The following is a 20706-nucleotide window of genomic DNA, read 5'->3' as shown; positions in this document are numbered from 1 at the left end:
CGACGAACTAGAGGGGGTGACCGTCGGTATCGAACCCCATGTCGGCCAGCTCGGCCTCCACGGACGGCTGGATCGTCGCCGGGACCTGCGCGAACGCGCGGCGGCCCGCTAGGATAAGAGAAACGTATACGGATGCGATTGCCAAGGGGTATGGCCTCCTTTGTTGGGTTGTTGGGAAAAGAGTTGAGAAGAACGCGTATTAGACTGTCGCCTTCTGGGCTAGCAGCATCTCGTATAGATCGGCTACTGCTTCCATGAGGATGAGGTTTTCAGACTTCAGCCTCTCGACCTCAGTCGACAAAGGCGGGACGAAGACTGGAGGAGCTTGCGGTTCCTGTGGATCGGAAGGATCCGGATATGAAAATGTCAATTTTGGTTCAATTCCGCTAACGTCTACACGGTACCCGCTGCAGGCGGTGAAGTCCTGCTGATATTGTCCGTATTCCAGTTTCAATACTCCAACTGTTTCAGGCACCCTATCACGCAAAGGAAGGTAAACCCGAAAATCTTCTTCATTTGTAGTTTTACGTACTTCACCTTGCATTTCACCTGTAGCAAAAATCACATCACCAGATGCGAGATCATAATAAATCTTTCGTCCAAGTTGTTTCATTCACTTCACCCCTATTATGCAAATGCATACCAAGTAACACTCATTCCATTAGTCGCAGTACCAAACTCACCAATAGGAAGCCTAAACCCACCATTAGCCACATAAGCCCAATCAATACTCCAATTAGAATAACATCGCCAAATAACGCCGCCCATATATTGACTTGCTTGATCAGTAATAAGAGCAGAAGTCGATACGATGTTAAGAGATGGATCAAGACTAGAAACAATCTGTTGTCCATAGTAGACAGTTGTATAAGCATATCTACCATCTGGTTTATTAGCGAACATCAAAATTCTTGATGGTTTAAAATTAAGGCCGCCAACCTCGATATAGTTTTGACTAGTCACTAACTGCATGTATGGAAGACCATCATAAGAACTCGCATAGCGACTGTAGTACGAAAAGACGGGATTGCTATTTGTATAAACAGTAGGTGTAACACCACTAGCCGCAACACCTGTAAATGTACCAGTAAGTCCAAGCATACCAACACCAGCACGAATATTAGCGGGAGTGAAATTATTATCAATATATCTAATTTCAGGATAGCCAGCTGCGGTTGTGGTAAGGTATGCACCCTGCGGAATTCTTAAATACAAATCAGTTGGATTGGAAGCAACATTAACAGCCCAAGTAAGTGCTGCTTGATTCGCCATGGTGCCAGCGAGTCTTGCCCCATTCACATAAGCAACCCTACCCGAAAGAACCTGCGGGGCAGATGCGGGTGCAGAGGTTTCCTTGGTGTCAACGACTTCAGCCTTGCCTTGGACACCGAAAAGATCGACTCCAGCCTTAATATTCGCAGATACCAGGTCAGCATCTCCCTTGATGGTAATCGTCCCATCATAGATGCCCGCACCTTTTATAATATCTGCCGTCCCAGGGGTAACCGTCTGGGCCTGAGTAGCTAGAACCGGCAGCGTACCCTTTATCATTGCACCTTTTCCATAGGCCGTTATTCCGCTGCGAATATCCCCCGCCGCAGCTGTCGCATCGCTCGTGTCGATACCGACTCGAATCGAATTTATATTAGCCGCCATCGTCGCGAAGGCATCTGTCGGCGACGTTGCCACGCCCTTGTCGGTAATAGCGGCGGCTACCGCGGTCTTCCCATTACCGACAGAGGTAAAAAGCTCCGTAATCGCCCCAGCCACATTTTTCGCCGCCGTTGGCACAGACGACATCGGACCAAGGGCCTGATCCACCTTGTCCGCATTTTCATTAAGGACTGTAATGTCTGCATTTTCGTTGAGAAGCGGTTTTTTCAAACCCAGGTTCGTTGTCGTATTCGGCATCAGTTCCACCTCCGTGTATTGACTTCTCCCCAAGTAAATTCCGAGAGCAAATTCCATTGTGCACGTTTTACATCGAGCCAAGTAGAATAAGAGAATTCGTAATTTACAGCTAAATGTGCGGGCATCAATTCATAAATGGCTTGCTTGAGGTCGTCCAAATTAGGCGGAATACCAAGCGTATCGACGAATTTAATCGTGACACTGTGTTTTTCCGGATATTGAGTAACGTCAACCTTCCCGCCATCATAAGCTTCCGCAACGTTCTTGACCAAACTCACCGTAACCGTACCTACTCCACGAATTTTGGACATCACAACACTTCGACGCTGATCGATTGGCTTCGACGAATCAGACGGAATGCCGAGCTCATGCTCCCAAGTCGCAAGCCCCCAGGTAGAGGTGTTTATAAAAAGCTGGTTCAGCACTTCATCCAAAGAATAATCGAGATCATCCAACTCATAGCCTTGTGATTCTTGCAGAGACTGCATGATTCGAGATGTTCCATAGTACGGTGGAAGAGAATTGATCAACAAGTTGCCATGCTGGCTTTTCTTTGAATTATCCATTGACATTTACCGTCCCCTTAACAGCAACTTGACCGAGCTGAATGGGAACATTAATAGAACCGCCGTTCATGACAAGACTATCGAAATCCAATAGATAAGGATTATCTAACAGAAGGCCAGTCACTTGAGAATATCTAACAACCGAATCTGTAAACGCAAGCTTCTTAAGGTATTCTTCTAACTCCGACTGAAACGATAGAGCTGCCTGCTCCAAAGTCGCTCCGGCCTTCAGCGTCAACCGGGCGCTCACATTGATCGGCACTTCCGTTGCTGCTTCAACTGTAACGCTGGCCCCGATCGGGGCTTTGCCTTCCCCCGTACCTGCATTCGGTGCGATGTAGTCCTGCACAGCCTTTACAATAGTCTGGCTAGGCGCGCGTTTGTCCGAGCCGAGCACGAACAGCTTGACCGTTCCCGGTCCGTTCCATAGGGGTTGAACCTGTGCTCCGCCGACACCTTCGACCTGCATCGCCCATTGCACGTAATCCGCCTTGTTCCCGCTAGTCCCAGGGCTGCGCACTTTTAACAGGTAGCGCTCCAATAAGGACTCGTCGCTTTCTACATTCACACCGCCGGAAAGTCCCACTTCATTGCTTACACCGGTGATACCCGGCACAGGCGTTACTAAGATGACAATTGCGCCAGCCGGCACATTCCCGATTGTTCCGGGATCGACCGCCTCTACCTTTACAACAGCTTGTCCCTGCGCATCCAACGTCACAGGTTCGCTTCCTGTTATCTCAAACTCGACCGAAGGCGAGTTGGTGACCGGGTCTGCAGCCGTCGCTACCCTCGTCCTCATTGGAAGAATAGTACCTGCAGCACCCAAAAATTTCACACTCCCAGTCGCCTTCGTCGCAGGGCGGCGCGCGATGCCATGTTCTTCGCATCGGAGATCGAGATAGGGGCCGAATGTAGTTGACGCAAAGCCTCTGCGCAACACTTCTTTTGCCTGCTCGGAAGATCGAAAAAGTTCATAAGCCACAGGCGCAAGAGCATCCCAAATATAGGATCCTTCCGAACGATCCACATCAGCTGGGATGCGTCCCAACATCCGCTGAAGTATCGCTTCTTCCGTCTGTTCCGCCAAATAATCCGGCAATTCCGCCATTATCGATTCACCACACTTCCTTGTAAAGTTCCGTTTTCATCTCGAACGCTCGTCACTTCACAGGCGAAGCTGCAGCGGTCGCCGTCCCAACGGAATGTGAATCCGCCGACCTTCGCGGTGCGCGGGTCCGCCATCAACGTTTCCGTCGAAATCCGTTGGATTTCGCTTTCCGTCGCCGCGCGGGATAGGCCCAGTCCGATGTAGTCCTCGTACTCCTGTCCGTAGTCGCGCGAATAAGCCAGGTATCGGTAGCGCTCGGTCATGAGGGCCTTTTTGCACCACTCCAACCAAGCCTCTCGGCCTTCCGAGGAGGCGACTTTGCCTGTCGGCGTCAGCACGAATTCACCCCGTTCGAAGTCGAACCGCCAGCTTCTGCCGAATACGGGTTCGGCGCTCAGTTCGTCTTGCTCCATTTCGATCGGAACCTCTTGCGTCGGAAAAAGATTAGCCACCTCGACTCACCACCCTGCACACGACCACAGCATGATTGCCCGCGTTCACCGGAACGGCCAGCACCCGATCGCCGACGCGAAGACCGGTTTGCAGCTGTTCGGAGACGAGATAGTCGGGAATTTCGTGCTTGAACGAATCCAGCTTCAAGCCGGCATTCGTAATAACGCCGAGCTCGGCCGGCAGACCGGACACCGCTTGGGTAGCAATGCGGTTGAACCGGCTTTCAAGCGTCGAGGCGAGTTTTTTGAACGGATCAGGCACACCAATCCCTCCTGACTTTGGCTTCTTTGGCCAGCTCCAGCTGCATATGTCCGGGCTCGCCGAGCTGGTGCCGCACGTTCGTGACGAACAGCTCTATGCCATTCAGCTTGACCCGATCGCCCGCCCGCAGCGTATTGATATCGGGCGCGTTGACCGAGAACGTCTCCTGCATCCCGAGCAGCATTCGATTGGCCGCTTCCCGGGCCTGCTGCGCCGTCTCGATCTTGCAATCCTGAAGCACTTTCTGAAGCGTGCCGTACTTGTCGGTTTCGCCTTTCACCACGGCTAGTACAGGGGAGAGCTTGGTATCGCTGCCCTGGTTCCCCAATACTTTAACCTGGGTTACCGCGCCTTCCAACGTCCGCTTTTGCGTCGTGTCTTGTACATACTCCAGCTCCCAAACTTTCGCGTTGTTCCCCAGCTTCGCCAGCTCCAAGCCGTTCGGTGTCATGCGTGGCCGATAGAGGTCTCCGCCTTTGTCGGCGGTCTCCTTCAAATCCTCCATCATCATGGAAAAAATGGACTGGCTGCGCTTGACGCTCCTGGCTAGCACAATCTTCGTATCCGGCACATTGCCGATCGGGATGTTCCAAGATTGCGCGTATTGCCGGAGCCGTTGGGAGGCGGTCTGTCCGGCTTGCAGAAGCAGCTCGTCCTCCGACTTCGCCAAATAGATCGTACGATCGTATACGGTCACCGAGAGATGTTTGGTGCCGTTGTTCGAGCTTTCGCACTCCCAGACGACGCCCGGATTCAGCAGGTAAGACATCTGACTTCCGCCGTAAGCGACGCCAGAAATTCGAATCTCCTGACCCGGCGTGATGACCGGTAGGTCGGACGTGACGGCGAGTCGAATATTCGCGCGATAGGCGATCTCCTCGAGTGAGTCTTCCAACGAGACTTCTTCTACGAAATGCTTGAGATAATGCTTGTTTGCGTATACGACTTCGTAGCTCATGGCATCACCAGCTTTTGCCCAGGTGCGATGTGGTTCGGATCTTTGCCGATCAACGTCTTATTCTTATCGTAAATGGCGCTCCACTTCGCGCTGCTGCCCAGCTCCCGTTTGGCGATGGCGGTCAACGTATCTCCGCTGCGAACGTTGTATACCTTCGGTACCTGCTTCGTATCCGTCCGAGGCGACGCCGATCCGACGGGAAGTGTGGTTCGCGTTTTCAATTCACGCCAGGTACGAAAGGTAATGTCGAAGTAGACATCGCCCGGTTCTCCTCCCCGCAGCGTGGTCGAATGACTGGAGATAAAGACCAACACATTGATGCCGGTCTCCGTGATTAAGAGCTGCACCGGCTTCTTGCTATCCATATAGGTGGTCAGCAGGTTCATGGCCTCGACCGGATGGGGCGTCGCCGTCTGTTCGTCGAAGGGATGAACCAACGGAAAAAACGAAGAAAAAGAAATCTCCTTAATCTTCGCACCTTGCGCAAAATCCACTTCGTCCAGCGCGAGGATATTCGTCGTCTCGAATTGCTTGTCCCGCCGAATCGAGACTTCCTCCGGATTGACGGGGAATTGGAATCGGTTTTTCGTTGCGGGATCAATGAGATAGAATTCCACGGCTGCCTCACCCTCTCTCCGAGAAACTCTTTTATATGAAAGGGCTAGGCCCTGTTTTCCATCGTCTGCTTCATAGATGCAGCCAGCTTGGAACCGATCGTTAGTGCGATAGCATCATAATCCAGTTCCGTCTCTTTGACAGTAATCTGAACGGCACCAGCCGGAACGTTAATCGTTGGCGCTGGTGCTGGTGTAGGAGCGGGCGGCGAGCTTGTTAATGAGGCCGATATAGCAGCTCCCATAAGCACGCCCTGCGCACCTCCGTTCAACTGGTTAGAGGTTTCCTCTGGTTGAGGTAGACTTACGGGATCTTTCTTCTTTTTCTTCTTACCAAACAGCGAGGCAGTCCAGCCCCCGACCATGTCCCCTACTTTGCTGCCTCCGAGCCCGCCAAGAGCGCCGCCAATCAGTCCGCCGATTGCCGTTCCAACGACGGGAAAGATCGAACCGATAGCCGCGCCTGCGGCAGCTCCTGCCGCAGCTCCGCCCCAGCCTCCAGCAACGCTGCCTACGGCTTTAGCCCGTTCGGTACCGTTGCTTGCGGTGGCAATTTGCGCCACATCGGATACGATCCCCAAGGGCTTGGAGATTTTCCCTAGGAATTTGGAAGCTTTGAGCACGCCTTTGGTAGCTTGAGTCGAGCCGGCTATCAAGGCGCTATCCAGCACCTTCGAGCCGAAAGACTTCGTTTTTCCGACAACACGGCTCAGTTTAGATTCTACTTTTGCTGAAGGTTCAGACGAGACAGTGGAGAGCACCTTTCCATCAGCACCGTAAATTACCTTTGGTGCATTGGGAGCTACATGACTCCCTGTTTGTATTTTTCCACCTGGGGAGGGCTGCGCGGTTGCATTATTTCCCGTTAATGCATTTATAGGGGACGGTTGCGCCGCTTTGTTCCCTTTAAAAAGCCTATTCCATAAAGAAGGTTTCTTTGCTGGCTGCGGTGACGGATAGTATTCTTTTCCATCAGGTTTTAAGATACCACTGCTGGTACTAGACGCCCCCGAAGATTTTCCTCCCTTGCGGCTTTTATAAACATCGACCCCCTTAGTCAAGCTTTTTTTTATTGCTGATGCAAGAAGGTCACTAGCCGTGCCGGAAATCGTATCTTGGATAATGGCAGTCCAGTCAAGTCCGTTGCTTTTATCGTCCTTATTTCCTTCACTTCCTGAGCCGATCGCAACAGAAGCATTCAGCGTAATACCGTTCAACGCCTCTTGCACCTTATCCGCAATCCCACTAGCATCAAACCCGGCCGTGAAGCTGCCGCTAAAGGCCCGGCCCGCGTCCTTGCCGCTGTTGACGATAGCCGAATAATCACTCATCTCGGCCCTCACCGACACCACCCAAGATTTGCTCATCAGCGACTCCAGGCTCGTCCGGATCTTCCTTAGCGGCTCGCACAGGCAGTCGCTCAGCTTCACGATCGGCGTGATGCGGATCCGACTCAGCCGCTCCGCGCGCAGCTGCAGCTTCTCCATGAACTTGTCCATCGCCTGAAGGGCGGACTCCGTCTGCTTGAAGCCGTCCGCGTCGATGACGAAATCCACGCCCGCAAGTTTCATATCTGCCATACGCTCATCCTCCTCTCCCGCCGTACTTGTCGCGCTCGCCTTCGAGCTCGAGCTCCATGCTTGCCATCAGGAAAAGCTGCTCCCCCCGAGGGAGCAACCAGAACGCTCCGGGGCGCAGATGGTGCCGCACCCAGATGGCATGTAGCATGCCGGCCAGCGCCCCGGATCGAATTAGTTTTTTACGTCTTCAAGCTCCGTGTTGAAGCCCGACAGGTCCAGCACCACATCGCCCAGCGCCGAGAGCTCGCCCGCGAGCAGAATGCGCTTGATGACCTCCTCGGCGCTGCTCGCGCCGAACTTGGCGAGCAGTTGGGACGCGCCCCAGCTAGGCGAGGTCGTGGCCGCCGCGATCAGCGACACGTTGAACAGCTCCTCGTCCAGTCGCTCGATCGTCTGACCCCGCTTCTCCTTCCGCTCCGTGGAGCGTTCGCGGATGCTGAATACCTGCTTGCCCGTCAGGCCGCGCAGCTTCACCGGCACGCCGAGGCGCTCGAGCAGCACCGTGCGCTCCGGGAGCGTATCGGCGTCCAGCAAGCGCTGGAGCATCTGCTCTTCGGTCATCGTTTCGTAGTCGATTGACATGCGTATCTTCTCCTCCTTCGGTTAGCCGGCCACGATCGGATCCAGCAGCTCGTAGCCTTCGAACGTGAACGCCGTCTCCTCCGCCACTTCCTCGCCCGCCGTCCAGTTGGCCAGCTGCAGCTTGTCCGCGACGCAGTTGATCAGGCGGATGCGCTCGAAGCCGTACGCTTCCGGGTCGGCCAGCTTGTTGATGACGTCGAACTTGGCGAAGCCGCGGCGGAGCATGTCGCTCGTCACTTTGTAGCCGCTCATCGTGCCGGTGCCTTTTTTGGCGCCCAGCTTGTGTACGGTCCACTCCGCGCCGGCGAGCTTGAGCTCGCGCTTCTCCACCTCGACGGACGCCTCGAGATGGTTAATGTTCGTCTGCCAAACGCCGTCGATGAAGACTTGGCCATAAGTGCCGAGAATCGCTCTGGTTGGATCCATCATGTTCCGTTATCCCCCTTATTGCACGATAAACGTGCCGAAAATTTGTTCGACCACATCGGTCAGACGAGCTTCCCACTTCAGGAACACCTGATCAGGCGCCGCGACGATCGAAGTATCGACGGCGACGTCGAACCCGGTCGCCTCGATGACGCCGGCTTGGGCGAGCGTGTTCAGATACTGCTTGCACGCGCCGACCAGCGCCAGACGGCCTTCTTCGGTGTTGTTCACCTTGCCGATGTACTGGTCCTCCGCCGTGCGCTGCAGATCGGCGTTGATGCTGTCCAGCACGCGAATCGTGCGGATCTTTTTCCAGGCGGCATTCTGGGTGCCGCCGAGCGTCACGAGGCTGTTGATCCCGCGCAGCGCCTTCACCAGGCGACCGTCATGGACGAACAGGAACACGCCGCCGCGCACCGCCTGCTCCTGCTCGGAACGGGTCCAGCGCCGGGTCACATCGTCGAACGGCGTCGGGGCGTAGGTCGTGGACGCGCTCAGCGCCTGACCCGCGATCAGGCCGGCCACGTAGGCAGAGAGCTGGGCGGAGCTGTACTCCGTGCCGTCCAGCAGCGCGCCGGTACCGACGTTGACGATGCCCTCCTGGTTAAAGCCCGCGCTGCGCGCGGAAGCTTTGGCGACGGCATCGGCCGCCTTGTCGTCCGCCGCCGTGCCGCCGACCACGGCGATGACGCCGTTGCCCTCGCTGCGGATACGCGACACCCACGAGGCGAGGCTCGTCTGAAGCGCCGCGTCGGTCACGCCGTCGAGCGCGACGACATTGAAGGATTGGGTCTCGAACGCCGACATGGCGTTCACGTAGTCGGAAGTCGCGATGCCGGCGATGCCCGAAGCGCCGCCGCTCAGGGCGGACCCCGAGAGATTCGCGAGCGTGCCGTTGCCGTCCGCCATCTTCGTCGCGACGATCCATTTGTTGGCGGCGTCGCCGTTGACGGCATCTACCGCGGCTTGGATCGTGCTGCCCGCAAAGGTGAACGTACGCAGCAGCGTCGTGCCTTCATAGAGCTTGATGTCCCTTTTCGTCCCGTCGACCGGGTTGGCCTGGACCGTCACCTTGAAGGCGTTGCCCCGCGAGCCGGTCTGCTTGGCCTCGAGCTTCAGGACGTTCGCCGGCGTCGCGGCCGTGTCCTGCAGCGTCTTGGACGCCTTGGCCTCGGTGCCGTCCGTCAGGCGATAGGCGAGCACCTTGCTCGCGCCGCCCAGCAGGGCGAGCCGGATCGTCTGCGCGGCGGTCGCGCCGCCCGTCGCATCCAGCGAGTATGCTTCCGCGATGTCCGCTTCGCGCGTCAGCTCCACGAACTGGCGCGCCGGCCCCCAATGCGCCTTGACCGGCACGACGACGACGCCGCGCTCTCCCGGTTGAATGGCCGCAGCGGCCGCCGACCGAAACGCCATATAAAATCCCGGCAACACCGGCATATCCGTCAAATTCCAAGTGCCTCCTGCCATTTCAGTTCACCTTCCTGTTCAGAAATTGGTCGATCATTTCCTTTACCTCGTTAATAGACAACTCGGCTTCCGGCGCCGCACCATGCAGCGCGCCTTGCAATACTTCCGGCCGGACGCCGAACAATTGATCCGCGTGCTGCTCCAGCTCGCGCCGGGCATAGACGGCAGCTTCGGCGGCCGCCGATTTTTTGCTAGCCATGCGTCATCACCTCTTCCTCATCGAATGGATCTGCGAAAAGCAACTTCCTCCATCAGCGGTTCTTCCTCGTGCGGACGAAGCACGCGCCTGCCCAGCGTCAGCCGGACTTGGCCCTCCGTCCATTCGTCCGCCGACGGATCGGCCGCCTGGCTGCGGACGGTCATGTACCGCCGTTCCCCGGCGTTCAGCGCGAGCTTGCCCGCGAGCGCCAGTCGTTCGGCCAGCGCCGCTACGCCCGTCTCGCGTTCGCCGTCGCTGCGGCCGAGCACATGGCCGACGAAGCGCTTGCGCGTCTCGGCCGCCGCCGCGTTGCCGAGCAGCGCTTCGACGCCTTCCAGCCGCCACAGCACCGCCGGTCGCTCGTAATCCGTCGGCCATCGCCCCAGATAAACGCGCCACGGCGCCCCCAGCGACTGCGACGTCCAAGCTCCCAGCGCCTCCAGCCACGGATCGGCCGGGGCCGTTTCCGCCAGTCCCTCCGGATGAACGGCGTCCACCCGGAATCGCAGGCCATGCGTGAGGGCGTCCAGCTTGCCGTCTGCCCGCTCTGTGCCGATCGCGCCTTGGTAGCGGCAGGTGAACGTCTCGCCCGAATCCGGGTCGGTCAGCCGCACTTCGTGCAGCGCCCGGATAATCGCTTCGCAGAGCGCATCGACAGCAGCGAAGCCGACCGTTCGATCCGCATACGGCCAGACCTTGTAGGTGCGCCGCCAGCCCGGCCAGCCTTCCTCCTCGGTCTCGATTCCCTGGGCCAGCACGAGGTACGGCTTGTCCACCGCGCCCTCGGCTTCATGTCGGTCGAGCACGCGGCCGCCGACCGCCGGGATTTCCGCGATCAGCCGCTGCCGAATCCCGTTTCGCATCGCGCCGTCCTCCTTTCTTCCGTCCCCATCCCGCGTTTGCCCTCCCCGGTATGAGTTGATGGCGAGCAGGCCGCTTGATGCGCTGCGACCCTCTCATCCTTAGGTGGCAATCGTACGACAGCCTCCCTGAACCCGACCCTTCCGATCGCGAGCCCTCCTCCCACCCTATTGCTCATCCGACCCGATCGTTCCGTTCTCCGATATTCATGGCGATTTTCCGCTGCGCCCGAATGATGTAAGTGCCCACGCTGGACTTGCTGATGTCGAGCAGCCCGGCGACCTCCGCATAGGAGAATCCCTCTCCGAGCGCCAGCCTATAGCACTCCCGCTCCCGCTCCGTCAGCCCGCGAAGCGCCGCCTCCAGTCGTTTCCGCCGCTCGTCCCCAGGCCGGCCGGCTGCTTGGCCGTCTCCGCACGCGGACCGGACCGTCGACAGCTTCGCCGGATCGGTCGGCACTTCCCGCTGATAGCCCGCCCGCCGCTCGATCCCCCGCCGGTTGCCCGGCCTGCGCCCCGACTCCAGCCAGTCGATCACGTACGAGCAGTCCGCGATCATTTCAAACACGATCCGGCGTTCGCGGTCGAGCCGAAGCAGCGCGTTCATTTCGTCCATCGTTCGTACCGGTTCGAGCTCGTGGATCCGCCGCGTCAGCCGATCCGCCGCCAGCAGCAGCATGGTCCGGGCCGCCCGATAAGACGCCGGCGTCGCGTTGCCCTCTTCCACGATCTTCATTTGCCTTCACGCTCCTTTTATTTTGCCAAATTGGCAAAGTCTATCGTGAATTCAACCCCATGACGATATCCAACGCTTTCCGAATCCTTCCCCTCGTCCCAACCGTCGACAAACGCGATGGCAAGGGAAAGTGCATGTCCTTTCGCAAAACAAGAACAAGTGTTCCTATTCGATTCGGTGAAACGATCATATATTGCCAATACGGTAATTGTCAAGCAAATTTTGGCACTTGATTTGATTTATTTTGCCAATTAGGAAAATCAATGCTATAATGGGAGCACCACTTTCGGAAGGAAGATCGGGATGTCATTGGGAAGCCGCCTTCGGGAGCGGCGGGATCAATTCGGTAAATCGCAGCTCGAAGCCGCCAGAGCGCTGGGCATCAGCAACGTTCAGTTGTCTCGTTACGAGTCGGACGACCGCAAGCCGGAACCGGAGATCCTGAGCCGCTTTGCCGAGTACTATAAGACGACCACGGATTACCTGTTGGGCCGGACGGACGATCCGACGATGGATGCGAGAGCGTCCTCCGCCTTCGAGGCGTTTATCCGCAATCCGGAGCACGGCATGTTTTTCAAGGATTACTTGGATGCCCCGGAAGCGCGCAAGGAGGAGATGCTCCGATTCTGGGAGTTTCTTCGGGAAAAGGAGCGCGGACGCCGCCCGTCCGATCGTCAGGGAGAAACGTAACGCCTTCTAGTCACCTATGCGCCCGAAAGGGCGTTTCTTTACCGCCAAAAACCGAACATACATTCCCATAAACGAGGTGCTCTGATGCTTCAATACTATCACCCGACCCCGCTGGAGCAGTGGATCGAGACGCTGTGGACGAAAGCCGGCATCGCGTCCGCTTCCCAATTGACGATCGAAGAGGTAGCCGGCCGCCTGAACGTGTGGGTTCACTACCTGAACTACTCCAGCCGGGCATTGGAATGGATGGGGTTGCGCTCGATCCTGATCGACCGGCGGCTCAGCAGGGCGGAGCAGTGGGAGGACTTCCTCCACGAGTTGTGCCATCTGCTGCGTCATGCCGGCAATCAGACCGTCATGCCGCTGCCGTTCCTCGAGCATCAGGAGGCGGAGGCCAAGCGGTTCGTGCTGTACGCGTCCATGCCTTATTACCTGATCAAGGAGCTGAAGCTGCCGGATCGGCAAGGGGACGCGATCGAGCTGCTGTCGAGCAGGTTCGGCGTGACGTACACCCTCGCGAGCCAGCGGCTCGAGCAGTTTCAGCGGCGGGCGTTCGAGGCGATTTTGTGGGAGGAAGCCGGGAAAGCGGAGCGGATTCTCCTGCGGAGAAAAGCAAAGACCGAGGCGGCGAAGTCCCCAAGCGCAGTTGCGGAACGGGAGGCGGGGGAGGCGCTTGCGGGCAACCCTTGACGGCAGCTGCTTACGGGCGCGAAGTCGAAACCCAGCGCCGACGGTACTGTGTTTTGACGAAAAAATGCCGTCGGCGCGGCTGCACTCCACTGTCTTGCTTCCGACCGACTACCGCGAAGCATTGTCTTGCTGTCAAACTTCATTCTACCGGATGGGTAAGGGGGTTAACCGCAGACGTCAATCATGGTGGAACACTTCTTCCATGTTCGCCCACCATTCACCTGGCCGCGCGTGTCTAGCGGTACTTGGCAGGGTTCGCAATAATCCCACCATTAATGACGCTCCCTAAACGCTGTATGGCGCTCGCCCCCTCAGAGTCGGTAAAACTCCACGGCCGTGCCGCCTAGAATCGCGTCGATTTCTTCGCGGGTACGTCCCTCGAGCAGCGCGTTCGTTTCCCGCCATACCGAAGCATAGTCTCCGTTCAGGATCGCGACGGGCCAGTCGCTGCCGAACATGAGGCGGGACGCGCCGAAGACCTCGATGGCGTAATCCGTGTACCGTTGCAGTTCCGCCGCCGACCACTTTTCCGATGCCGCCGTATTCAGTCCGGAGATCTTCGCGTACACGTTCGGAGAAGCCGCTGCCGCCGCCAGCTGTCCGGCCCACGGCTCCCAGCCCCGGTCCTTGATCGGCGGTTTTGCCAGATGGTCGATGACCATGCGCAGATTCGGGACCTTCTCGGCGAGAGTGGGGATATGCTTCAAATGGTTAGGAAATACGGCGACAACGTCGAAGGACATATTGAACTGCGCAAGCACCTTCAATCCTTCGATGACTTCCGGACGGATGACCCAGTCCGGATCCGGCTCTTCGTGAATCAGGTGGCGGACGCCTTTCAAATATGGATTTTTCGCGTAAGCTTCCAGTTTGCGGGAAACCTCGTCCGGACGGTCGAGCGGCACCCAACCGACCACGCCTCCGACCCAATCGTACGCTTCAGCCGTTTCCAGCATGTAATCCGTGTCCTCGAAGGCGTTCGCCGCCTGCACGATCACCGTTTTGTCCATGCCGGCACTTCTCAGCTGCGGCTCCAGTTCCGGCGCTTCGAACGTACGGAAGATCGGTCCGTATGCCGGGATGAGCCATGGATAGCTCAGCTTCTCCATGTTCCAGAAATGCTGATGGGCGTCGACTCTCACCCTTTCCACGACCTCCTCCCCTATTATCTCACCCTGTATTCAGCAAAAAGCTCCGGTATGATCTCAGTCGAGGCCCCCGGCATTTCCGGCAGCACATACTGTCCATTTCTCACCGTAACCGGTTCCACAAAAATGTGCCGAATCCAAGGAATATACTCGAGCATAATGGCATTTTGCGTAGACGCGACGAGATGCTGATGAATTTGTCCCATATCTCCAACGTGCGGACAAATCGGAATATCGTAAGACGCGGCCAATCCGGCGACTTGCAGCCATTCCGTTATTCCCCCTACGCGGGTAACGTCGACCTGGCAATATTCCACGGCGCCATGATGAATATAATCCCTGAAAGCATACTTATTGTACACATGTTCGCCCAGAGCGATCGGGACGTTCAACTCGTCGGCGAGTTTTTTGTGGCCCATGATATCGTCGGGATTCAGCGGTTCTTCCAGCCAGAACAAATCGAACTCTTCCAGCTTCTTGCCCCATGTCATGGCCGTGTTGATGTTCCACTGCTGATTGACATCGATCATGAATATCACATTGTCGCCAATGGCCTTGCGGACCGCTTTGCAGCGATCGTAATCTTCGCGGGGATCCGGTTTGCCGACTTTGATTTTAACGCCTTTGAAGCCGGATTCGATGATCTCCGTTACGTCTTTTAACAAGCGCTCTTTCGACCAATTGAGCCATCCGCCGTTCGTATTATAAGCTTCGATTCGTTTGGACTTCGCCCCTCCGAGATATTGCCACAGCGGCTTATTCGAAGCCTTCGCCATAATGTCCCAAAGCGCGATGTCGACGGCCGCCAGCGCCATGTGCGTAATGCCGGATCGACCGATCCAGTGCATCTTGCCGAAGCGCATCTCGTCCCACAGCTGTTTCACCATGAACGGATCCTTGCCGATCAGCAACGGCGCGTAGTATTTATCGATCGTATCCGCGATCATATCATCGCCATGCGCGCAAGTACCCGTATAGCCATAACCGACGAATCCTTCGTCCGTGTAGATGCGTACTCCCGCCAGTCCCCAATGCGTGGCGACGTTAATGGCATCGGTAATAGGGGGCGTAATCGGCACATGCAAGACAAAGCTTTCCGCTTTTGTGATTTTCATCCTCAAACTCTCCCTTAGCATGCAGTATGAAATGGATCAATAACCGAGCGACGCGCCGCCGTCGACGGGAAGAACGACGCCGGTTACGAAACCGGACGTTTCGCTGGCCAAGAAAAGAACGGCTTGCGCCACTTCCTCCGAAGTCGCTGGCCTACCGAGCGCGTGCATGTCATTCAAATCTTGTACGGTCTTGGCCGGATCATCCTGCTCCTTAATCCATTGTTCCAGCAACGGCGTCGTAACGCCGGCAGGACAAACACTGTTCACGCGTACGCCAAAGGGCGCATAATCCAACGCCAACGACTTCGTGATCGCGTTCATTCCGCCTTTGGTAGCCGCGTAGACCGGGTTCATCTTTTGACCGATCAAGCCGTTCAGAGAAGACATGTTTACGATGGACCCGCGCGTTTCCTTCAATTTCGCGATCGAATGCTTCACCATCAGAAACACGCTTTTTAAATTCACATTGAAAACGCGATCCCATTCCTCCTCCTCGAACTCTTCCAAATATTTAGGCATGATTACGGCTGCGTTATTGACCAAGATATCGATCTGTCCGAAGTGTCTCACCGTTTCTTGAACGAGCAACCGAACTTCATCATCTCGCGATACATCCGTTTTAACGGCAATCGCGTTGAATCCTTCGGACTTCAAATGATCGGCAACGCCGGAAGCCTCTTTCCCGTTCCGGTCGGCAATAACCACGTTTGCCCCTTGCGAGGCAAATAAACGCACGATGGATTCGCCAATGCCCGACGAGCCGCCGGTTACGATCGCCGTTTTTCCGGACAAAACCATTCTTGTTCCCCCTCAGAGCAACGTATCGTACACGATATATCCCAAGATCGCTTATTCAAAGAACGACCTCTTCCTCGGCCACGAACGTATTCACCAAACGGCCGAGCTTTTCGATTTCGATGACGACTTCGTCTCCCGGCTTCAAATAGATCTGCCGTTCCGGCGAATAGCCGAGAACGACGCCTTCCGGCGTTCCCGTAAGAATGACGTCCCCGGGAAGCAAGGTCATATGCTGCGACACGTAACTTACAATTTCATCTACCGGAAAAATCATATCCGAAGTATTCGAGCTTTGGCGCACTTCTCCATTCACGATCGACCGGATGGCCAGATCGTTCGGGTCGCCCACTTCATCAGCCGTCACTAGATACGGTCCAAGCGGACTGAATCCATCGCAGCTTTTGCCGAGCAGCCATTGCTGCGTCCTCATTTGCAAATCCCGCGCAGACAGGTCGTTGACGCAGGCGTAACCGAATACATGTTCCAAAGCCCGCTCCTTGGGCACGTACTTCGCGGCCTTGCCGATCACGACCGCCAGTTCCGCTTCGTAGTCCAACTTCTGCGTGACTTTCGGAATTGCAATCGGCTTCCTGTGCCCGGTAAGCGTATTATTGAATTTGTTGAACAGGATCGGAAACGCCGGAATCGGCGCGTTCGTTTCCTCGGCATGCTTGCGGTAATTGAGACCGATGCAGATGATTTTTTGCGGCTGAGTTACACAAGGCCCCCAATCCATGGCGGCTTCGTCCAGCAGGTTCGCCGATGCGTTCGAACCCGCCGCGTCGGCGATGCGTCTTAGCTCTTCCAGCCGGCTCGTGCCGCCGGCAATGACCTCCATGATGCCGCCTGAGAATCCGTAGGCCGTCACATCCAGGATCCCCCCGTCGACTTTCATGCCGAGCGATTCGCGGCCGTTCCGGTTAAACGTGACAAGTTTCATTTCCATTCCTCCAATGGGTTCAGGCGTTTTTGCCAAACGTTACGCCGCCATCAATATAAACCGGACTACCCATCATGAACTTGGAATCGTCGGAAGCCAGGAACAGCGCGGCTGCCGCCACGTCCTCAGGCAACCCCAATTGTTCGCTCAACTGGCGTTTCTTAAGCGATTCGATAGCGGCTTCGCTGTCCGCGTATGAGGTTTTAAGATAATTCTCGACGAATGGCGTTAGGATCGTTCCCGGAAGCAAAGCGTTGATGCGGATGTTAAAGGAGGCGTAGTCTACCTGCATGGATTTTGTCAGCGCCAGCACGGCGCCTTTCGTCGCAGCGTAGGAGGCGCGCCGGGCCAACCCGATTTCCGCTACGCAGGAGGACATATTGATGATGCTTCCGCTTCGTTGCTTCATCATGTGAGGCAGCACATATTTGCTCGGAAGATAGACCCCTCGGACATTGACATTCATGATTCGATCCCAATCCGAAGGATGAATTTCATGCAAAGCGCCGACGCCGCTGATTCCCGCATTGTTGAACAATACATCGATGCGGCCGAATTGCGCGATCGAATCCGCGACAAGTTTCTCGACCGAATCCGGATTCGTCACGTCTCCCGGAATGCAAACGGCAATGCCTCCGCCCGCGCGGATTTCGCTTGCCGTTTCTTCCCCTCTCTCGATCGAAATATCGTTGACGACGACGCTTGCGCCTTCCTTGGCGACTAAAAGCGCGGAGCTTTTGCCGATACCGGATCCGGAGCCCGTAATCACCGTTACTTTGTTTTTCAATCTCATCGGCGCACCGCCTCTTTGGTTTATTATAATAAACCAAATTTATTATAATGAACTTATTAAGTCCAATATAAACCAACCAACTTCTTTCCGCAATGCAGGTGGATTACACCGCGCAGAAAAAACGCGCCCCAAGGAGCGCCCGTTAGTATGCTAATCATCGAACGAACGGCTGACTTTCGGACTTTCACAGGCCATTTTCGGGGTTCAAGCTCAGTTTGCCCGCCAATTGCTGGATTTCCCGCAGCGCGTCTTCCTTTTTTTCCTCCCACATATGCGAAGGCATCGAGCAGCTCACCGCCGCGATGACCCTTCCGGTTTCATCGCGAACAGGCGAAGCCACGCAGCAAAAGCCGAGTATCGATTCCTGCAGGTCGTACGCGAACTTCTGCCGCTTGATTTCCTGTAAAGATGCCCAAAGCAATGACCTGTCCGAAATGGTATTGGGTGTTAATGGGGTTAATCTCCCGGTCGGGAACCGTTCATTCCATTCAACCTCGTCCAGTTCGGACAACATGACTTTACCAAGCGCGGTCGCGTGAGCGGGAATTCGCATGCCCGGCTCCGAAACGAGGCGGATGGGGGAAACGGCTTCTTCCTTGGCCAGATAAAGCACTTGGTCCCCCTCCAATTTGCCCAGCTGAACCGTTAATCGAATCCTTTCCACCACCGGTCTTGCTTCTTTGGCAAACTGGTCGATCAAACTGAACTTTTTGAAAAACGCATTTCCGAAAGAAGCCATGGCCGATCCCAAAGAATAGGTGCCATCCTTCTCGGATACGGCCCAGTTCAGCGATTCCATCGTATGCAGCAAGGAAAACATGGAGCTTTTGTGGATTCCGGTCACTTTGGATAGATCGATCAAACGAAGTTTCCCCGGTTGATCCGCGATGAGCCGAAGAACGGCATTCGCTTTTTCCAAGGCTGGAACCCAATACTTCTTTTCCAAGTTTCATATCCTCCTAGCGAAAAAAGTTTTGTATAGTAAACCTTATTCACTAAGCGTAGCAAATGATAAAATGGCCGTCTACAGGATTGAACAAAATACTTCCACCGTGCACACAAAAGGGCCCGAATCCCCGGTGCCCTAGCACGAATACCGAGGAATTTGAGCGATTAAGCGATGTTTTTGTGCTCTCAATTTCCATGATCAATCACTTAGCCCAACAGGGATTGATGTGAATTATTTTTTATAAACCATTTACTTTATAAACAAAATGGTTTAATATGAGCTTGAGAATCAAACTGCCGAACGCGAGATCAAACCGAACCTCACAAGAAAATCTGTAGAAAGGAGGGGGAAAGGAACAAGCTGTATGCCTAACGATATCTTTTCCGCATTGGCAGATCCAACACGCCGCCGCATCCTTGATATGCTTGCCGACATTGAAGAGCTTCCCGCATCTCAGATCCACGAACAATTCCAAGTCAGTCCGCAAGCCATCTCCAAGCATTTGAAGATTTTACTCGAGGCGAAATTGATCATTGTGGAAAAAAGGGCACAGCAACGCATGTATCGGATCAACACGAGTACCATGCTCGCATTCGAGGATTGGTCCAGGAACATGAGACAGCGATGGAGCCGGCGCTTGGATACATTCGAAGCCGTCATGAAAGCAGAAATGGCGAAAGCCGCCACAACCCCAACCGATCCGGAGGAATCCTGATGAGCCCTAATTCGAACAAGCAAGACCTCGTGATCACCCGAGTACTAGATATCCCTGTCGAGTGGGTATGGAAAGGCTGGACGGATCCGAAGCTGGTACCGCTCTGGTGGGGGCCCGCGAACTATACCTCGCCGCATTGCGAAATCGATTTTCGTGTGGGCGGCAAGTATTTATTCTGCATGCAGGCGCCGCCAGAGCAAGGGAGCTCTATCTACTACAACACCGGCGTCTATACGACGATCGTGACCGAAGAACGTCTTGAATTTACACAGAGTCTGTCCGATGCGCATGGCAACCCGATCGATCCCGCTGACGTGGGCATGCCCCCGGATTTTCCGAAAGAGGTTCAATTCGTCATCGAATTCAAAGCCCTGGATGACGCCCGGACGGAACTGACGATCACCGAACACGAATGGGAGCCGGGCCAAATGGCGAAACTCGCCGTTCTCGGCATGCAACAGTCGCTCGACAAGTTCGCCGAAAGGATCGGACAATTCATCGTTTAAGGACAGAAGAAACGAAAATGAAAACAATCATAATTGAGGAGATGAATGATCTTGCAAAACAAAATTACCCCTTTCTTGTGGTTCAATGACAACGCAGAGGAAGCCATCGATTTCTACAACTCGGTGTTCAAAAATGGAAAAACGTTGAACGTTACCCGCTATGGTGATGGAGCGCCATTTCCGAAAGGGACGCTGATGTCCGCGACTTTCGAATTGGAGGGACAGCGGTTCATGGTGTTAAACGCTGGTCCGCAATTCAAGTTCAACGAGGCCGTCTCGTTCTTCGTGAACTGCGCAACACAGGAAGAAGTCGACGAACTGTGGGAGAAGCTTACCGCCGAGGGGGGCAAACCAGGCCGTTGCGGCTGGCTGAAAGACAAATTCGGCTTGTCGTGGCAGATCGTTCCTGCGATCCTCGGCGAACTCCTTGCAGACAAAGATGCCCGGAAAGCAGGCAAGGTTTCGGAAGCCCTGATGCGAATGGATAAAATCGATGTCCAGGCTTTGAAGCAGGCATACGAAAGTTAAGCGGCATACCCCTTAATAACATCGCGTCGCATATAACAAACGGCCTTAGACCGAATTTCCATCGGGGCTAAGGCCGTTTGTTTCATTTTGACTGCACGCTTTCGTGGCCG

28 protein-coding genes are annotated in these 20706 nt (G+C 55.5%); 5 read left to right on the top strand and 23 right to left on the bottom strand.

What is annotated here, in order from left to right; genetic code table 11:
• Nucleotides 1–7: 7 nt before the first annotated feature.
• The 17 genes from LKX83_RS16855 to LKX83_RS16775 all read right to left on the bottom strand — a co-directional run bounded on the left by LKX83_RS16855 (nucleotide 8) and on the right by LKX83_RS16775 (nucleotide 11724).
• Nucleotides 8–145, bottom strand: a complete 138-nt coding sequence (locus tag LKX83_RS16855; protein ID WP_227883455.1) for a CD1375 family protein — start codon at nucleotides 143–145, stop codon at nucleotides 8–10.
• Nucleotides 146–199: 54 nt separating this feature from the next.
• Nucleotides 200–613, bottom strand: coding sequence for a hypothetical protein (locus tag LKX83_RS16850; protein ID WP_227883454.1), 414 nt, complete (start codon nucleotides 611–613; stop codon nucleotides 200–202).
• Between the two features lie 14 nt (nucleotides 614–627).
• A complete protein-coding gene (locus LKX83_RS16845) occupies nucleotides 628–1911 on the bottom strand; it encodes a hypothetical protein (RefSeq protein ID WP_227883453.1) in 1284 nt (427 codons plus the stop codon).
• Nucleotides 1911–2483 (bottom strand): YmfQ family protein, encoded by a 573-nt coding sequence (locus LKX83_RS16840; protein ID WP_227883452.1) that lies wholly within the window; start codon nucleotides 2481–2483, stop codon nucleotides 1911–1913. Before LKX83_RS16840 ends, LKX83_RS16845 begins: the two co-directional genes overlap by 1 nt.
• Nucleotides 2470–3588: a baseplate J/gp47 family protein gene (locus LKX83_RS16835; RefSeq protein WP_227883451.1), complete on the bottom strand. Its 1119-nt coding sequence runs from the start codon at nucleotides 3586–3588 to the stop codon at nucleotides 2470–2472. Before LKX83_RS16835 ends, LKX83_RS16840 begins: the two co-directional genes overlap by 14 nt.
• Nucleotides 3588–4001 (bottom strand): DUF2634 domain-containing protein, encoded by a 414-nt coding sequence (locus LKX83_RS16830; RefSeq protein WP_227883450.1) that lies wholly within the window; start codon nucleotides 3999–4001, stop codon nucleotides 3588–3590. Before LKX83_RS16830 ends, LKX83_RS16835 begins: the two co-directional genes overlap by 1 nt.
• A 31-nt stretch (nucleotides 4002–4032) precedes the next feature.
• The gene (locus tag LKX83_RS16825; protein WP_227883449.1) at nucleotides 4033–4302 is read right to left on the bottom strand and encodes a hypothetical protein; all 270 of its coding nucleotides are present in this window, start codon (nucleotides 4300–4302) and stop codon (nucleotides 4033–4035) included.
• A complete protein-coding gene (locus LKX83_RS16820; RefSeq protein ID WP_227883448.1) occupies nucleotides 4295–5260 on the bottom strand; it encodes an XkdQ/YqbQ family protein in 966 nt (321 codons plus the stop codon). Before LKX83_RS16820 ends, LKX83_RS16825 begins: the two co-directional genes overlap by 8 nt.
• Nucleotides 5257–5877 carry a LysM peptidoglycan-binding domain-containing protein gene (locus LKX83_RS16815; protein WP_227883447.1) on the bottom strand — a complete coding sequence of 207 codons (621 nt, stop codon included), beginning with the start codon at nucleotides 5875–5877 and terminating at the stop codon, nucleotides 5257–5259. Before LKX83_RS16815 ends, LKX83_RS16820 begins: the two co-directional genes overlap by 4 nt.
• Before the next feature lie 44 nt (nucleotides 5878–5921).
• Nucleotides 5922–7454, bottom strand: coding sequence for a hypothetical protein (locus tag LKX83_RS16810; RefSeq protein WP_227883446.1), 1533 nt, complete (start codon nucleotides 7452–7454; stop codon nucleotides 5922–5924).
• 4 nt (nucleotides 7455–7458) lie between these two features.
• Entirely contained in the window at nucleotides 7459–7602 is a 144-nt protein-coding gene (locus tag LKX83_RS16805) for a hypothetical protein (protein ID WP_227883445.1), read from the bottom strand.
• Nucleotides 7603–7625: 23 nt separating this feature from the next.
• Entirely contained in the window at nucleotides 7626–8036 is a 411-nt protein-coding gene (locus tag LKX83_RS16800; protein WP_227883444.1) for a phage tail assembly chaperone, read from the bottom strand.
• Nucleotides 8037–8057: 21 nt separating this feature from the next.
• Nucleotides 8058–8465: a phage tail tube protein gene (locus LKX83_RS16795; RefSeq protein ID WP_227883443.1), complete on the bottom strand. Its 408-nt coding sequence runs from the start codon at nucleotides 8463–8465 to the stop codon at nucleotides 8058–8060.
• A 15-nt stretch (nucleotides 8466–8480) separates the two neighbouring features.
• Nucleotides 8481–9929 (bottom strand): phage tail sheath family protein, encoded by a 1449-nt coding sequence (locus tag LKX83_RS16790; RefSeq protein ID WP_227883442.1) that lies wholly within the window; start codon nucleotides 9927–9929, stop codon nucleotides 8481–8483.
• Nucleotide 9930: 1 nt separating this feature from the next.
• On the bottom strand, nucleotides 9931–10128 hold the full coding sequence (locus LKX83_RS16785) for a hypothetical protein (protein WP_227883441.1): 198 nt from the start codon (nucleotides 10126–10128) through the stop codon (nucleotides 9931–9933).
• Between the two features lie 17 nt (nucleotides 10129–10145).
• A complete protein-coding gene (locus tag LKX83_RS16780) occupies nucleotides 10146–10991 on the bottom strand; it encodes a hypothetical protein (protein ID WP_227883440.1) in 846 nt (281 codons plus the stop codon).
• Nucleotides 10992–11163: 172 nt separating this feature from the next.
• Nucleotides 11164–11724 (bottom strand): sigma factor-like helix-turn-helix DNA-binding protein, encoded by a 561-nt coding sequence (locus tag LKX83_RS16775; protein WP_227883439.1) that lies wholly within the window; start codon nucleotides 11722–11724, stop codon nucleotides 11164–11166.
• Nucleotides 11725–12027: 303 nt separating this feature from the next.
• Between LKX83_RS16775 and LKX83_RS16770 the strand changes: the two genes are divergently transcribed.
• Nucleotides 12028–12414, top strand: a complete 387-nt coding sequence (locus LKX83_RS16770) for a helix-turn-helix domain-containing protein (protein WP_227883438.1) — start codon at nucleotides 12028–12030, stop codon at nucleotides 12412–12414.
• Between the two features lie 84 nt (nucleotides 12415–12498).
• Nucleotides 12499–13104, top strand: coding sequence for an ImmA/IrrE family metallo-endopeptidase (locus LKX83_RS16765; protein WP_227883437.1), 606 nt, complete (start codon nucleotides 12499–12501; stop codon nucleotides 13102–13104).
• A gap of 311 nt (nucleotides 13105–13415) precedes the next feature.
• On the opposite strand, the gene LKX83_RS16760 is transcribed toward LKX83_RS16765, so the two are convergent.
• The 6 genes from LKX83_RS16760 to LKX83_RS16735 all read right to left on the bottom strand — a co-directional run bounded on the left by LKX83_RS16760 (nucleotide 13416) and on the right by LKX83_RS16735 (nucleotide 18844).
• Complete coding sequence (locus tag LKX83_RS16760; RefSeq protein WP_227883436.1) at nucleotides 13416–14255, bottom strand: amidohydrolase family protein; 840 nt, start codon at nucleotides 14253–14255, stop codon at nucleotides 13416–13418.
• Nucleotides 14256–14269: 14 nt separating this feature from the next.
• Nucleotides 14270–15367 carry a mandelate racemase/muconate lactonizing enzyme family protein gene (locus tag LKX83_RS16755; RefSeq protein ID WP_227883435.1) on the bottom strand — a complete coding sequence of 366 codons (1098 nt, stop codon included), beginning with the start codon at nucleotides 15365–15367 and terminating at the stop codon, nucleotides 14270–14272.
• Nucleotides 15368–15403: 36 nt separating this feature from the next.
• Nucleotides 15404–16165 (bottom strand): SDR family NAD(P)-dependent oxidoreductase, encoded by a 762-nt coding sequence (locus LKX83_RS16750; protein WP_227883434.1) that lies wholly within the window; start codon nucleotides 16163–16165, stop codon nucleotides 15404–15406.
• 55 nt (nucleotides 16166–16220) lie between these two features.
• Nucleotides 16221–17105: a fumarylacetoacetate hydrolase family protein gene (locus tag LKX83_RS16745; protein WP_227883433.1), complete on the bottom strand. Its 885-nt coding sequence runs from the start codon at nucleotides 17103–17105 to the stop codon at nucleotides 16221–16223.
• A 19-nt stretch (nucleotides 17106–17124) separates the two neighbouring features.
• Entirely contained in the window at nucleotides 17125–17898 is a 774-nt protein-coding gene (locus LKX83_RS16740) for an SDR family NAD(P)-dependent oxidoreductase (RefSeq protein WP_227883432.1), read from the bottom strand.
• 184 nt (nucleotides 17899–18082) lie between these two features.
• Nucleotides 18083–18844 carry an IclR family transcriptional regulator gene (locus tag LKX83_RS16735; protein WP_227883431.1) on the bottom strand — a complete coding sequence of 254 codons (762 nt, stop codon included), beginning with the start codon at nucleotides 18842–18844 and terminating at the stop codon, nucleotides 18083–18085.
• Between the two features lie 367 nt (nucleotides 18845–19211).
• Between LKX83_RS16735 and LKX83_RS16730 the strand changes: the two genes are divergently transcribed.
• From LKX83_RS16730 to LKX83_RS16720, 3 genes are read left to right on the top strand one after another with little or no spacing between them, the layout of a single operon-like run.
• Nucleotides 19212–19562, top strand: a complete 351-nt coding sequence (locus LKX83_RS16730) for an ArsR/SmtB family transcription factor (RefSeq protein WP_227883430.1) — start codon at nucleotides 19212–19214, stop codon at nucleotides 19560–19562.
• Complete coding sequence (locus LKX83_RS16725) at nucleotides 19562–20068, top strand: SRPBCC family protein (protein ID WP_227883429.1); 507 nt, start codon at nucleotides 19562–19564, stop codon at nucleotides 20066–20068. The genes LKX83_RS16730 and LKX83_RS16725 overlap by 1 nt, the downstream gene beginning before the upstream one ends.
• 51 nt (nucleotides 20069–20119) lie before the next feature.
• Nucleotides 20120–20596, top strand: a complete 477-nt coding sequence (locus LKX83_RS16720; RefSeq protein WP_370639092.1) for a VOC family protein — start codon at nucleotides 20120–20122, stop codon at nucleotides 20594–20596.
• Nucleotides 20597–20706 lie beyond the last annotated feature (110 nt).

The organism is Cohnella baijiui (genome assembly GCF_020731285.1).
Lineage (GTDB): Bacteria > Bacillota > Bacilli > Paenibacillales > Paenibacillaceae > Cohnella.
The sequence above is the reverse complement of the archived record's forward strand: the minus strand, read 5'-3'. Positions and strand labels throughout refer to the sequence as shown.

Excerpts from the sequence above, each read along its gene's own strand:
- LKX83_RS16845 (WP_227883453.1), bottom strand. The coding sequence starts at position 1,911 with ATGCCGAATACGACAACGAACCTGGGTTTGAAAAAACCGCTTCTCAAC.
- LKX83_RS16730 (WP_227883430.1), top strand. The coding sequence starts at position 19,212 with ATGCCTAACGATATCTTTTCCGCATTGGCAGATCCAACACGCCGCCGC.
- LKX83_RS16740 (WP_227883432.1), bottom strand. The coding sequence starts at position 17,898 with ATGAGATTGAAAAACAAAGTAACGGTGATTACGGGCTCCGGATCCGGT.
- LKX83_RS16850 (WP_227883454.1), bottom strand. The coding sequence starts at position 613 with ATGAAACAACTTGGACGAAAGATTTATTATGATCTCGCATCTGGTGAT.
- LKX83_RS16835 (WP_227883451.1), bottom strand. The coding sequence starts at position 3,588 with ATGGCGGAATTGCCGGATTATTTGGCGGAACAGACGGAAGAAGCGATA.
- LKX83_RS16840 (WP_227883452.1), bottom strand. The coding sequence starts at position 2,483 with ATGTCAATGGATAATTCAAAGAAAAGCCAGCATGGCAACTTGTTGATC.
- LKX83_RS16795 (WP_227883443.1), bottom strand. The coding sequence starts at position 8,465 with ATGATGGATCCAACCAGAGCGATTCTCGGCACTTATGGCCAAGTCTTC.
- LKX83_RS16800 (WP_227883444.1), bottom strand. The coding sequence starts at position 8,036 with ATGTCAATCGACTACGAAACGATGACCGAAGAGCAGATGCTCCAGCGC.
- LKX83_RS16755 (WP_227883435.1), bottom strand. The coding sequence starts at position 15,367 with ATGAAAATCACAAAAGCGGAAAGCTTTGTCTTGCATGTGCCGATTACG.
- LKX83_RS16790 (WP_227883442.1), bottom strand. The coding sequence starts at position 9,929 with ATGGCAGGAGGCACTTGGAATTTGACGGATATGCCGGTGTTGCCGGGA.
- LKX83_RS16810 (WP_227883446.1), bottom strand. The coding sequence starts at position 7,454 with ATGGCAGATATGAAACTTGCGGGCGTGGATTTCGTCATCGACGCGGAC.
- LKX83_RS16785 (WP_227883441.1), bottom strand. The coding sequence starts at position 10,128 with ATGGCTAGCAAAAAATCGGCGGCCGCCGAAGCTGCCGTCTATGCCCGG.
- LKX83_RS16775 (WP_227883439.1), bottom strand. The coding sequence starts at position 11,724 with ATGAAGATCGTGGAAGAGGGCAACGCGACGCCGGCGTCTTATCGGGCG.
- LKX83_RS16750 (WP_227883434.1), bottom strand. The coding sequence starts at position 16,165 with ATGGTTTTGTCCGGAAAAACGGCGATCGTAACCGGCGGCTCGTCGGGC.
- LKX83_RS16830 (WP_227883450.1), bottom strand. The coding sequence starts at position 4,001 with ATGGAGCAAGACGAACTGAGCGCCGAACCCGTATTCGGCAGAAGCTGG.
- LKX83_RS16805 (WP_227883445.1), bottom strand. The coding sequence starts at position 7,602 with ATGCTACATGCCATCTGGGTGCGGCACCATCTGCGCCCCGGAGCGTTC.
- LKX83_RS16745 (WP_227883433.1), bottom strand. The coding sequence starts at position 17,105 with ATGAAACTTGTCACGTTTAACCGGAACGGCCGCGAATCGCTCGGCATG.
- LKX83_RS16770 (WP_227883438.1), top strand. The coding sequence starts at position 12,028 with ATGTCATTGGGAAGCCGCCTTCGGGAGCGGCGGGATCAATTCGGTAAA.
- LKX83_RS16725 (WP_227883429.1), top strand. The coding sequence starts at position 19,562 with ATGAGCCCTAATTCGAACAAGCAAGACCTCGTGATCACCCGAGTACTA.
- LKX83_RS16780 (WP_227883440.1), bottom strand. The coding sequence starts at position 10,991 with ATGCGAAACGGGATTCGGCAGCGGCTGATCGCGGAAATCCCGGCGGTC.
- LKX83_RS16765 (WP_227883437.1), top strand. The coding sequence starts at position 12,499 with ATGCTTCAATACTATCACCCGACCCCGCTGGAGCAGTGGATCGAGACG.
- LKX83_RS16820 (WP_227883448.1), bottom strand. The coding sequence starts at position 5,260 with ATGAGCTACGAAGTCGTATACGCAAACAAGCATTATCTCAAGCATTTC.